At 65.8% G+C, this 11,538-nt stretch carries 12 protein-coding genes; 5 read left to right on the top strand and 7 right to left on the bottom strand.

Annotated features, from left to right (window positions below):
- Positions 1-99: 99 nt before the first annotated feature.
- The 6 genes from APY03_RS05055 to APY03_RS05030 are packed head-to-tail and all read right to left on the bottom strand — an operon-like array spanning position 100 to position 6,998.
- A complete protein-coding gene (locus APY03_RS05055) occupies positions 100-495 on the bottom strand; it encodes a RidA family protein (RefSeq protein ID WP_068674556.1) in 396 nt (131 codons plus the stop codon).
- Positions 492-2,108: an AMP-binding protein gene (locus tag APY03_RS05050; protein WP_068674554.1), complete on the bottom strand. Its 1,617-nt coding sequence runs from the start codon at positions 2,106-2,108 to the stop codon at positions 492-494. The genes APY03_RS05055 and APY03_RS05050 overlap by 4 nt, the downstream gene beginning before the upstream one ends.
- Positions 2,105-3,301 carry an acyl-CoA dehydrogenase family protein gene (locus APY03_RS05045; RefSeq protein WP_068674552.1) on the bottom strand — a complete coding sequence of 399 codons (1,197 nt, stop codon included), beginning with the start codon at positions 3,299-3,301 and terminating at the stop codon, positions 2,105-2,107. Before APY03_RS05045 ends, APY03_RS05050 begins: the two co-directional genes overlap by 4 nt.
- Positions 3,302-3,304: 3 nt before the next feature.
- Positions 3,305-4,159 (bottom strand): enoyl-CoA hydratase family protein, encoded by an 855-nt coding sequence (locus APY03_RS05040; protein ID WP_068674550.1) that lies wholly within the window; start codon positions 4,157-4,159, stop codon positions 3,305-3,307.
- Complete coding sequence (locus APY03_RS05035; RefSeq protein ID WP_068674548.1) at positions 4,156-4,632, bottom strand: MarR family winged helix-turn-helix transcriptional regulator; 477 nt, start codon at positions 4,630-4,632, stop codon at positions 4,156-4,158. Before APY03_RS05035 ends, APY03_RS05040 begins: the two co-directional genes overlap by 4 nt.
- A 2-nt stretch (positions 4,633-4,634) precedes the next feature.
- A complete protein-coding gene (locus APY03_RS05030) occupies positions 4,635-6,998 on the bottom strand; it encodes a bifunctional salicylyl-CoA 5-hydroxylase/oxidoreductase (RefSeq protein WP_068674546.1) in 2,364 nt (787 codons plus the stop codon).
- Positions 6,999-7,122: 124 nt separating this feature from the next.
- Here APY03_RS05030 and APY03_RS05025 point away from each other — a divergent pair, with 124 nt between their 5' ends.
- From APY03_RS05025 to APY03_RS05015, 3 genes are all read left to right on the top strand, one after another.
- A complete protein-coding gene (locus APY03_RS05025; RefSeq protein WP_068674544.1) occupies positions 7,123-8,385 on the top strand; it encodes an SAM-dependent methyltransferase in 1,263 nt (420 codons plus the stop codon).
- 12 nt (positions 8,386-8,397) lie between these two features.
- Positions 8,398-8,721 (top strand): DUF1840 domain-containing protein, encoded by a 324-nt coding sequence (locus tag APY03_RS05020; RefSeq protein WP_068674542.1) that lies wholly within the window; start codon positions 8,398-8,400, stop codon positions 8,719-8,721.
- Between the two features lie 255 nt (positions 8,722-8,976).
- Positions 8,977-10,083 (top strand): IS110 family transposase, encoded by a 1,107-nt coding sequence (locus APY03_RS05015; protein ID WP_068674540.1) that lies wholly within the window; start codon positions 8,977-8,979, stop codon positions 10,081-10,083.
- Between the two features lie 300 nt (positions 10,084-10,383).
- On the opposite strand, the gene APY03_RS45480 is transcribed toward APY03_RS05015, so the two are convergent.
- Positions 10,384-10,521, bottom strand: a complete 138-nt coding sequence (locus APY03_RS45480; RefSeq protein ID WP_332112714.1) for a hypothetical protein — start codon at positions 10,519-10,521, stop codon at positions 10,384-10,386.
- Between the two features lie 214 nt (positions 10,522-10,735).
- Here APY03_RS45480 and APY03_RS05010 point away from each other — a divergent pair, with 214 nt between their 5' ends.
- Positions 10,736-11,272 (top strand): hypothetical protein, encoded by a 537-nt coding sequence (locus tag APY03_RS05010; RefSeq protein ID WP_146039271.1) that lies wholly within the window; start codon positions 10,736-10,738, stop codon positions 11,270-11,272.
- Positions 11,273-11,303: 31 nt separating this feature from the next.
- Positions 11,304-11,538 (top strand): hypothetical protein (locus tag APY03_RS43260; RefSeq protein WP_232324157.1); only part of this gene is annotated, 235 nt, incomplete at its 3' end.

Raw genomic sequence — 11,538 nt, 5'->3', positions numbered from 1 at the left:
CCGCCGCGAAGACGATATGGCGGGCCGAGCCGCGTATCGCGCTGATTCTTTGCCGTCAGCGCGCCGAGAACGACGCGTCCCGCCAAGTCGCGGCCGGGCTCAATCGGGCACGACGGCCGTGACTTCGATCTCCACCTTGGCCCGCGCTTCCACCAGCGCCGCGACCTGGACTGCAGTCATCGCCGGGAAGTTGCGCCCCATTGCGTCTCTGTAAACCGGGCCCAGTTCGGCCAAGCGCCGGTTGTACTCGTCGCGGTCGGTCACATACCAGGTCATGCGCACCATGTGCTCGGGCCCGGCTCCACCCTCGCGGAGGACCTCGGCAATGTTGCGCAGTGCCTGGCCGGCCTGCTCGATGAAGTCGTCGGAGACGAACTGCTGCTGCGCGTCCCAGCCCACTTGTCCACCGACGAAGATCATTGTGCCGCGGGCGGCGACCCCGTTCGCGTAGCCTTTGGGAGGTGCCCAGCCGGGTGGTTGCAAGAGTTTGTTCATGGTGTCATCTGCCTCAGTTTGAATCGTTGGAGCTTTCCGGTTTCGGTGCGCGGCAAGCCGCCGACGAACTCGATCTCCCGTGGGTATTTAAAGGGCGCTATGGTTGCCTTGACGTGATCCTGGAGCGCCTTGACCATCGCTGCGTCGCCGGTGTGGCCGGGCTTGAGCACGCAGAAGGCCTTGACGATCATGCCGCGCTCCTCGTCCGGCTTGCCGATCACGCCGCACTCCGCGACGGCGGGGTGCTTGAGCAACGCATCCTCGACCTCCGGCCCGCCCACGTTGTAGCCGGCCGTGATGATCATGTCGTCGGCGCGCGACTGGTAGAAGAAGTAGCCGTCTTCATCCTGGACGAAGGCGTCTCCGGGGTAGTTCCAGCCCTTCTTCACGTAGTCGGCCTGGCGTGGGTCGTCGAGGTAGCGGCAGCCGACCGGCCCGACCAGTGCCAGCTTGCCGACGGTGCCGCGCGGCAGTTCGTTCCCGTCGTCATCGACCACTTTCGCAGTGAAGCCGGGCACGACCTTACCCACTGCGCCACGCCGCACTTCAGTGCCGGCCGAAGAAATGTAGATGTGGAACACCTCGGTGCCGCCGATGCCATCAAGCATTTCGATGCCGGTGGCCTCCTTCCACAGTTGACGCGTCGCATCCGGAAGCGCCTCCCCGGCGCTCACGCTGATCCGCAGCGTGGGAACGCCCAAGGCCTTGGCAAAGGGCGCCATCTGCCGATAGAAGGTGGGCGCGGTGTAGCAGATCGTAGCGCCTGCATCGCGGATGGTCTTGACCATGCTCTCCGGTGTGTAAGGGCCATCGTTGAAATAAACGGAGGCGCCGGCCCACATCGGGAAGATCAGCAGCCCACCGAGCCCGAAGGTGAAGGCCAGGGGCGGCGAGCCCAGCACGATGTCGTCACTCCGGGCACGCAGCACGTGGCGCGGCCAGGTCTCGCACATCGCGAGTACGTCGCGGTGGGTGGTCACCGGCGCCTTTGGCTTGCCGGTCGTGCCGGAAGTGAAGGCCAGCAAGGCGATGTCGTCTGCGGCAGTGGGGCATGCCTTGAACACGCCAGTCTTGGTAGCGGCGCGCATTTCAAGAGAGCCCGGCACATCGGGCTGATTGAAGGCGATCACCGTCTCGAGCACTGGATGAGCCCCCTGCGCGCTCTGGATCTCATCCAGCAAACGGCCGTCACACAGTGCGACCGTGGGCCGCGCCTTCTCGATGATGTCGCCCAATTCCTTGGCGCGAAGCAATGGCATGGTGGCGACCGCGATCAGTCCCGCCTTCACGACCGCGAGCCAGCCCAGTGCCATCGCAATCGAATTGCCGCCGCGTAGCAGCACGCGGTTACCGGGCACGAGGCCGAGGTCTTCAACCAGCACCTGGGCGATGCGGTTCACCTCCGCAGCGGCCTCGGAATAACTCAGCGTACGTGCAGGCGAGCGCAACATCGGCTGCTCCGCCCAGGGCTTGGAGGCAGCCTTGTCCAGCAGTTCCTCCACCAGGTTCAATCGGTCAGGCAACTGCAGCTCTGGCAGGTCGTAGCGCAACATCGGCAACTGCTCAGGCGGCGGCAGCCGATCGTGAACGAAGCGATCAACCTGCGCGCTCATGACATGCCCCGCAACACGGCCTTGCCGATGATCAGCTGCTGCACCTCGGTCGCGCCCTCGTAGATGCGCAGCGACCGGATGTCGCGATAAAGGCTCTCGACCTTGGTGCCCACCTTCACGCCAAGCCCGCCGTGCATCTGCAGCGCCATGTCGATCACGCGGCTCGCGTTCTCGGTAGCGCACATCTTGGCCATCGCGGCAGCCGCCGTGATGTCGCCCGCCGGTGGTGCGCCCCGGCGCTCGCTGTCGTCGCGCATCCAGGCGGCGCGGTAGGTCAGCAGCGCGGCGCCGTCGATCAGCGCGGCCATCTCGCCAAGCTTGGCCTGCGTCAGCTGGAAGTCCGCCAGGGTTTGCCCGAACATACGGCGGTTGCTCGCATGCCGAACGGCTTCGGCCAGCGCGCGGCGCGCCATGCCGAGTGCGGCGCCGGCGACCGATGCGCGGAAGATGTCGAGCGTGCGCATCGCGAGCTTGAAGCCGCCGTTCAGCTCGCCCAGTTGAGCCTCGCGCGGGACAGCGCACCCCTCGAAGCGCAGGGTGGCCAGAGGATGCGGCGCCATCACGTCGATATGCTCCGAGGTGTCGAGCCTTGACGTGCTCGCGTCGACGACGAAGGCCGTGATGCCGCGCGACCCTGCCGCCGGGTCCGTCTTGGCGAACACGCAGTAGAAGTCCGCGATGCCACCGTTGCTGATCCAGGTCTTCTGGCCGTCGAGGCGCCAGCCCTGCGGGGTGGCGACCGCCTGCATCGCCATTGCACCCACGTCGGAGCCGGCTTCGGGCTCGCTGAGCGCGAAGGCCGCGATCTTGTCGCCGCGCGCCACGGCGCCCAGGTAGTCGCGCTGCTGCGCGGCGCTGCCCGCCAGCGTGATCGCGCCGCTGCCCAGGCCCTGCATCGCGAAGGCGAAATCGGCCAGCGGCGAATGGTAGGCCAGCGTCTCGCGCAGCAGCACCAGCGCGCGCGAGTCCAGGCGCTCCAGCGCGCCGCCGGAGGAAGCGGGTACGCAATAGCGCAGCCAGCCGCCCTGGCCCAGGCGCTTCACCCAGTCGCGGCAGGCGGCGCGGTCGTCGCGCTCATCCACCGATTGCGCCGCAGCCCAAGGCAGCAGGTCGCGCGACAGCGCGCGGTGCGCGTCGTCGAAGAAGGGCAGCGCAAGATGCGCTGTGGAGGGGGGCGTTGCGGATGCAGCCATCGCTCAGTCCCCGCCGAACGCCGGCTTGCGTTTGGCCGCGAAGGCCTCGAAGGCGCGCTTGAAGTCCTCGGTCTGCATGCAGATCGCCTGGGCCTGGGCTTCGGCCTCGATCGCCTGGTCGATCGTCATCGCCCATTCTTGCGAGAGCATGGTCTTGGTCATGCCGTGCGCGAAACTCGGCCCTTCGGCCAGCTTGCGCGCGACGGTGGTGGCGGCGGACAGGAGCGCATCGCTCTCGTGCAAGGCATTGAAGAAGCCCCAGGCCTGGCCTTCCTGTGCCGTCATCGCGCGACCGGTGAACAGCAGCTCCGAGGCGCGGCCCTGGCCGATCACCCGCGGCAGCAACGCGCAGGCCCCCATGTCGGCGCCCGCCAGCCCGACGCGCGTGAACAGGAAGGCGGTATTCGTGGATGGCGTGCCGTAGCGCAGATCGCAAGCCAGCGCAATCATTGCGCCGGCGCCCGCGCACACGCCGTCGATCGCGCCCACGATGGGCTGCGGGCAATGGCGCATCGCCTTCACCAGGTCGCCCGTCATGCGGGTGAACTCCAGCAGCTCCGGCATGCGCATCTTGGTCAGCGGGCCGATGATTTCGTGCACGTCCCCGCCCGAGCAGAAATTCCCGCCGGCACCGGTCACCACGATCGCCTTGACGTCGGTCGCGAAGTTGAGCGCGCGAAACAGGTCGCGCAGCTCGGCATAGGAATCGAAGGTCAGCGGGTTCTTGCGTTCCGGCCGGTTCAGGGTGATGGTGCCGACGCCGGCCTCGAAGGCCCAGCTGAAGTGCTCGGCCCGGTAGGCGGATTTCGGTTCGAACTGCGCATGCATGGGATTGCCTGCGCCGATGTAGTGCTTCATAGGGCCTCCGCCAATTGCTGATGGGAATGCTGCTTGACCTTGCCGAGCAGCTTGTGCAGCTGCGCGATCTCCTTGGCATTGAGCGCCGCAAAGGCGTCGACGATCCATGCCTCGTGCTGCTGCGCCATGTCGTTGAAGAGCCGTCGCCCGCGCGGCGTGAGGCGCACGCGCCACGCGCGGCGGTCGCCCTCCACATCGACGCGCTCGACCAGCCCCTCCGTCACCAACTGGTCGGTGATGCCGGTAATGTTGCCGCCCGTGACCATCATGCGGCGCGACAGCTCGTTCATCTTGAGCCCGTCGGGTGCGCGTTCCAGCTGCGACATCAGGTCGAAGCGGGGCAGGGTGGTGCCGAACTGTTCACGCAGCTCGTTGCGCACCTGCTTCTCGATCAGCTGCGTGCAGGTCAGGAGGCGCAGCCACAACCGCAGCTCCTCCGGATGCTCGCTGTGGGCGCGTGCTTCGAGGTCCATGCTCATTGATCCTCTTCGGGATTGAGCGGCGCCGCGCTCGCTGCCATCGCAGCGGCGAGCTGCTGCTGCTTGGCGATCTCGCGGTACATCTGGTCGCGGCCGCTCAGGTACTGCTTGGGCCACTCGATGTCGCGGCTCTGCAGCTTGGCCGTCTCGTGCAAGGTCCACGCCGGATCGGCCAGATGCGGACGCGCGATGGCGCAGAGGTCGGCCCGGCCCGCGGCGATGATGCTGTTGGCCTGGTCGGCATCGGTGATCGCGCCCACCGCGATCGTCGAGATGCCCACCTCGTTGCGGATGCGGTCGGCAAAGGGTGTCTGGTACATGCGGCCGTACACCGGCTTGGCGGCGCGGGTGGTCTGGCCCGAGGAGACGTCGATGAAATCGCAGTCCGCGTCCTTGAACAGGCGTGCGACCGCGACGGCATCCGCATCGGTATTGCCGCCCGGCGCCCAATCATGGGCCGAGATGCGCACGCTCATCGGCTTGTCCGCGGGCCAGGCCGCGCGCATGGCGCGGAACACTTCCAGCGGAAAGCGGCAGCGGTTCTCGAGGCTGCCACCATATTCGTCGGTGCGCAGGTTGGTCAGTGGGCTGATGAAGGAGGCCAGCAGATAGCCGTGCGCGCAGTGCAGCTCCAGCCAGTCGAAGCCGGCTGCGGCGGCACGCCGGGTTGATGCGACGAATTGCTCGCGCAGCTCATCCATCTGGGCCCGTGTCATCGCGGCCGGCAACTGGTTCTGGTCTCCGTAGGCTACGGGGCTGGCGGCGATCAGCGGCCAGTTGCCTTCCGGCAGCGGCTCGTCGATGGCTTCCCAGCCCAGTTGTGTGGAGCCTTTGGGCCCGCTGTGGCCCAGCTGCATCCCGATCTTCGCGCTGGTCTGCGAGTGGACGAAGTCGACGATGCGCTTGAAGGCGGCCGACTGCGCATCGTTGTAGAGCCCCGTGCATCCCGGCGTGATGCGCCCTTCCGGAGTGGGACTGGTCATCTCCACGAAAACAATGGCCGCCCCGCCGAGCGCGCGTGCGCCGAGGTGCACGAGCAGAAAGTCCTGCGGCACGCCATCCACTGAGCTGTAGGTCGCCATGGGCGAGACCATGATGCGGTTCTTGAGCGTCAGGCCGCGCACCTTCAGTGGCATCAGCATCGGGGGCAATGGTTTCCCGCCCGAAAGCCATTTCTCGTATCCGCCCAGCCACTCCGTGTCACGCAGCCGCAGGTTCTCGTGGCTGATGCGCTGCGAGCGCGTCAGCAGCGAGTAGGCGAACTGCTCGATCTCCATGCCCGTGTAGCGCTTCACGTTCTCGAACCACTCGGTCGAGTTGCGCGCGGCGTTCTGGATCTTGAGGACCTCCACGCTGCGTCGCCCCTCGTAGGCCTCCAGAACGGCGTCGACCTCGCCGCCGCGCTCGAACTCGTTGCACAGGTCGATCGCGTCCTCGAGCGCGAGCTTGGTGCCCGAGCCGATCGAGAAATGCGCCGTGTGCGCCGCATCGCCCATCAGCACCACCGGTACGCTCTTGCCGTTGACGTCGATGCGGTGCGTCCAGTGCTTGCACACCACGCGCGGGAAGCGAATCCAGTTGGCCGAGCCGCGCAGGTGGCTCGCGTTGCTGATCAGCGCGTGCCCGTCCAGGTACTTCGCGAACATCTTCTCGCAGAAGGCGATCGCCTCGGGCTGCTCCATCTCGTCCAGGCCATGGGCCTTCCAGACCTCCTCGGGCGTCTCCACGATGAAGGTCGAGGTCTTGTCGTCAAACTGGTAGGCATGGGCCTGGAACCAGCCATGCTCCGTTTGTTCGAAGGCGAAGGTGAAGGCGTCGAAGGTCTGGTGCGTCCCCAGCCAGACGAAGCGGCACTGGCGCAGGTCGACGTCGGGCTCGAAGACCTCGGCGTAGCGCTGGCGGATGCGGCTGTTGAGGCCGTCGCTGGCAATCACCAGGTCGGCGTTGTACTGTGCGGCCAGCGCCTGGTCGTCTGTCACGTCGGTCTCGAACACCAGCTTGACGCCCACGGCCAGGCAGCGCTCCTGCAGGATGTTGAGCAGCCGCTTGCGCCCGATGCCGCAGAAGCCGTGGCCGCCCGAGCGCACCTGGCGGCCCTTGAAGAAGACCTGGATATCGTCCCAGTGGTGGAACTCGTTGCCGATGAGCGCGGCGGTCTGCGGGTCGGCCGCGCGCAGGTTGTCCAGCGTCTGGTCGCTCAGTACAACGCCCCAGCCAAAGGTGTCGAACGGGCGGTTTCGCTCGACGACGGTGACCTCGAGCCCGGGCTGCCTGGCTTTCATCAGGAGCGCGAAGTAAAGGCCGGCGGGGCCGCCGCCGATGCACAGGATGCGCTGCAAGGTGGGTTCTGAGCTATTCATGGATCAATAGTTTAGACCTAAACAATCTGATGTCAACTCCACAAAGGGCTTTCCCTGATGGTCGGTTGACGACTTTGCGCGTGCTGGCAAGAATGGCTCCATGCCAAGTCTGATGCCAAGCTCCATGCCAAGCCTGATGCCGAAGATCGAGTCGCAGCTTTCCGATCTGCCGGTTCCGCTGACGCTGCAGCTGCCCGATGGCAGACAGGTCAGCCGGCCCGGATCGCGCATCACGCTGGCCTTCTCGGACTGGTCGGCGCTCGCCAAGCTGGGCGCACGGCAGCTCGGCGCCATCGGAGAGGCCTACGTCGAAGGCAAGGTCCAGATCCAGGGCGCCATGCGCGACCTGGTCGATGTCACGGTCGGGCTGCTGCCGCGCAACCCTGTGGAGATCACGCATGGCTGGTGGAGCAGGTTGCAGCGGCATGCCCGCTCGCGCAGCTCGCATTCGCTGGGCAAGGACGCGCAGCAGATCGAGTTCCACTACGACGTATCCGACGACTTCTACGCGCTCTGGCTGGATCCGCGCCGAGTCTATTCATGCGCTTACTTCCGTGACGCGGACATGACGCTGGCGCAGGCCCAGGAGGCCAAGCTCGACCACATCTGCCGCAAGCTCATGCTGCAGCCCGGCGATCGCTATCTCGACATCGGCTCGGGCTGGGGGGCGCTGCTGCTGTGGGCGGCAGAGCACTACGGCGTCGATGCGACCGGCATCACGCTGTCGAAGAATCAGCATGCCTACGTCACGCGCCTGATCGAGGAAAAGGGCCTGGAGGGCCGGGCGCGGGTCGAGCTGCGCGACTACCGCTTGCTCGAGGAGGACAAGCCCTTCGACAAGATCTCTTCCGTGGGTATGTTCGAGCACGTGGGCAGCGCCAACATGGGCACCTACTTCCGCAAGATCCATGCGCTGCTCAAGCCCGGCGGCCTGGCCATGAACCATGGCATCACGTCCGGCCAGCTCGACTATGCGCAGTTGGGTGCCGGCCTGGGCGACTTCATCGAGAAGTACATCTTCCCCGGAGGCGAGCTGCTGCACGTCACCACCATCCTGCGCGAGACTGCCGCAGCAGGCCTCGAGATGGTCGACACCGAGAACCTGCGGCCGCATTACGCGCGCACGCTGTGGCACTGGTCCGACGCCCTCGAAGCGCACTTCGACGAGGCGCGAGAGGTCCTGGTGCGCACCGGCGGCGCCGAGAAGGCAGAGCGCGTCCTGCGCGCGTATCGCCTGTATCTTGCGGGCTCCGCGATGAGCTTCGAGCAGGGTTGGATTGCACTGCACCAGATGCTGTCCACCAAGCCTGACGGCAATGTCAAGGCAGGTCCGCTATTCGGCGCACAGTCGGCGTACCCTTTCGTCCGCAACTACATCTACAAGTAAAGCGAGGCACCCATGCTGTACCGATTCAAATCCCGCGCCAGCCCTCCCTTCGTGATGCTCGAGACGCACGCTCGGCAGCTGTTCGACATCATCGGCAAGGCGCCAGCGCCCAAGGGTGTCATCACGGGCGAGCAGATGCCGGCGGCCATTTCCGCGCTCGAGTCCGCCATTGCGCGCGAAAGCCGCAACGCCCACAACTACGACGACTATGCGGTCGAGGGCCACGACAACGAGGCCGAGAAGCAGCACATCGGGCTGCACCAGCGCGCCGTGCCGCTGCTGCACATGCTGAAAGAGTCCCTGGCCGACGGCAAGGACGTGACCTGGGAGGTGTAGTTCTCCCCCAGGGCTCCACACTTCGTGTGGTCCGCCCGCCCCCTCTCGGGGGACTTCGCGTGCCGAAGGGAACCCCTCCGCTCAGACAACATGGCCCCAGCCCGCGTTGAAGCGCGAGGGGCCACATAGATCCGAGTTGGGGGGTTGGAGGTGGTCTGCCTCCAGGCTTATCGTGGGCTGCGCACGGCGGTGCGTAGAGCCACATGCAGAACGCCGCAAGGCGTGATCTGCGTACGTCGATTCAGGAGGCAGACCATGGAAGACGATATCACTGCATTTGTCGGCTTGGATGTTCACAAAGACTCCATTGCAGTGGCAGTGGCTGATGCCGGCCGCGCTGCACCCCGGTTCCTGGGCACCTGCGGGCCGAGGGTGGGCGAGTTGCTCAAGACGCTGTCGCGTCTGGGCGAGGCGGCGCACACGCTGCTGGCCTACGAGGCCGGCCCCTGCGGCTTTGCACTGGCGCGCGAACTCCACCGCCAAGGCTGGCGCTGCCAAGTGATCGCGGTGAGCAAGATGCCACGCCGACCGGGCGAGCGCATTAAGACCGATCGGCGCGATGCGTTGACGCTGGCGAGCTATCTGCGCTCGGGCGAACTCACGCCAGTGACGCTGCCCGATGCGCGCGACGAGGCGATCCGAGACCTCTCGCGTGCCCGCGAGGATGCGGTGCGGGCGCGGCTGAAGGCACGCCAGCAGCTCAAGGCCATGCTGTTGCGTCACGGTATGCCTTACACGGGCAAGACTTCCTGGGGCTCGACCCATGAACGTTTCCTGGCACGCATTGCCTTCGAGCATCCGGCCCAGCAGATCGCTTGGGCCGAGTACCGCAGCGCTGTGCTGGAGGCCGGACAGCGGGTCGAGCGAATCACGGCGGCGCTGCGCGAGCAGATCGCCGGCTGGCGTTTCGGCGCTGCCGTGCGGGCCTTGATGTGTTTCAAGGGCATCGACTTCGTGGCTGCCGTTGCGCTGGTGTCCGAGTTGGGTGACCTGCACCGCTTCGAGCATCCCAAGCAATTGATGGCCTATCTGGGGCTGGTGCCCAGCGAGTTCAGCAGCGGCCAGTCCCGCTCGCAGGGCAGCATCACCAAGACCGGCAATGCCCATGTGCGTCGTGTGCTGGTCGAGGCCGCCTGGTGCTACCGCTATTCGGCGCGCATGAGCCGTCCCGTCACCGAGCGCCAGCAGGACCAGCCTCGCAGCGTGTGCGAGATCGCCTGGCGCGCCCAATTGCGGCTGTGCTCCCGATATCGGCGCCTGAGCGCACGCGGCATGCACGCCAACAAGGTCTGCGTGGCGGTGGCCCGTGAATTGGCTGCCTTCCTGTGGGAGGCCGCACGGCTGGTGCAGCAGCCGACCTGAGTTCGCACCCGATGGGCAGCGCGACACGCGAGCACGGCCAGGGGAATCCTCGTCTCGACTACGTGAGCGTCCTTGCGACGGCCTCCGACTATCAGATCGAGGCAGCCCCGCGACGAATCGTTGACATGCGGTAGCCAGTCCGCGGATATCAGACTGATCCACCGTCGCTTCAAGCTCGTGCGTCGCGCTGCCCATCGGGTGCCACCCTGCCGTCTGCTTCATCTCGTGCTCTCCACGAGGGAGATGACTGTGCCTCTTGACAAGGAGGTCCATATCAGTCGACCTTTGCGCCTGACGCCTTCATCTCCGTCGGCCGGCGCCAGCAGCCCGAACCACGAGCGCCCCTCGTAGGCCGTCAGCGCCGGGGTTGGCCTTGGCGTGCTTCACGAATTCCGCCACGCTGTCGACGTTGAGCGCCTTCGCCTTGCCGACGTTCATCTCCATCACGTTGGGCGCCGCCGCCACGAGCGTTGATCGGCAAGAAGTCTTTATGGGGTCCAAACGCCTGGCCGTCGCGGAAGGTGGAACCGATCGTGGTCGGCTGTTACCCAGTCTGTGCGAATAACACGACCGAAGGAGCCAAAAGCCCTGCCTGCCCGACAGTTCGGTCCTCGGATCATTGGCTGCGTCTCAGCCTATTCAATCAGACCCAGTGAACTTTCTTCAGCCCCACCCCGATCCTCAAATAGCGGGCATCGTTTCGGAATTGACCGCACAGTTGCGTCGCCTGAGTGAGCACCCGAACGAACTCCTTGCCGCCTTGCAGGCGAACCAGCCGCTGCCCGCCGGCGACCTGCCCGAGGGGAAGAACCCGGATGAGCTTTATCAGATCGCCGCGCGCCTATGCGATGAAGGCGAGTTCGCGCATGCGCTCCCCATCGCATTGCATCTGGCCGGCCGATCGGAACGCGATACGCGCTACGCCTTTCTCGCGGGCAGTTGCCTGCAGCGCCTCGATCACCCCCACGCCGCTCTAGGAATGTTCGGATTGAGCACTTTCAACGAAGGCGAAAGCCCCACGCCGGGGCCGTTGCTGCGTGCGGGCGAATGCCTTGCTGCCATGGGCCTGAAAGATCGGGCCATCGAGGCTTTCGAAGCGGCCGTCGAGATCGCGCGATTCGACTCCGAGTATGCGCAGCTGCAAGACATTGCCCTCGAAAAGGCAGCTCTGCTTCGGAGCGCTCACTAAGTACCCATTCAACAACTTCTGGAGATCCACCATGCAAGCCTCGTCTGCCACGACCAACAAGCCAACCAAGCTGATTCGCACCAACTCGGAAACGTTAGGCCTTCGCCCTAAGAACAACCCGCGGTCCCGCCCCGAGCAACCGTTTGGGAAATGGGATATCGGTGCGCCTGCAAATTTGCCGACAGCCGATGTCGTCGTCCAAGTGCCCCGCAACCTCGGCAATTCCTCTAGGGAAACGCTGATCAATAGACCGCGGCGGGCACGGC

This window comes from Variovorax sp. WDL1, from assembly GCF_001541225.1.
Lineage (GTDB): Bacteria > Pseudomonadota > Gammaproteobacteria > Burkholderiales > Burkholderiaceae_C > Variovorax.
Note: the sequence above shows the minus strand (reverse complement) of the source record. Positions and strands in the feature narration are given on the sequence as shown.

Excerpts from the sequence above, each read along its gene's own strand:
- APY03_RS05055 (WP_068674556.1), bottom strand. The coding sequence starts at position 495 with ATGAACAAACTCTTGCAACCACCCGGCTGGGCACCTCCCAAAGGCTAC.
- APY03_RS05050 (WP_068674554.1), bottom strand. The coding sequence starts at position 2,108 with ATGAGCGCGCAGGTTGATCGCTTCGTTCACGATCGGCTGCCGCCGCCT.
- APY03_RS05045 (WP_068674552.1), bottom strand. The coding sequence starts at position 3,301 with ATGGCTGCATCCGCAACGCCCCCCTCCACAGCGCATCTTGCGCTGCCC.
- APY03_RS05040 (WP_068674550.1), bottom strand. The coding sequence starts at position 4,159 with ATGAAGCACTACATCGGCGCAGGCAATCCCATGCATGCGCAGTTCGAA.
- APY03_RS05035 (WP_068674548.1), bottom strand. The coding sequence starts at position 4,632 with ATGGACCTCGAAGCACGCGCCCACAGCGAGCATCCGGAGGAGCTGCGG.
- APY03_RS05030 (WP_068674546.1), bottom strand. The coding sequence starts at position 6,998 with ATGAATAGCTCAGAACCCACCTTGCAGCGCATCCTGTGCATCGGCGGC.
- APY03_RS05025 (WP_068674544.1), top strand. The coding sequence starts at position 7,123 with ATGCCAAGCCTGATGCCGAAGATCGAGTCGCAGCTTTCCGATCTGCCG.
- APY03_RS05020 (WP_068674542.1), top strand. The coding sequence starts at position 8,398 with ATGCTGTACCGATTCAAATCCCGCGCCAGCCCTCCCTTCGTGATGCTC.
- APY03_RS05015 (WP_068674540.1), top strand. The coding sequence starts at position 8,977 with ATGGAAGACGATATCACTGCATTTGTCGGCTTGGATGTTCACAAAGAC.
- APY03_RS45480 (WP_332112714.1), bottom strand. The coding sequence starts at position 10,521 with ATGAACGTCGGCAAGGCGAAGGCGCTCAACGTCGACAGCGTGGCGGAA.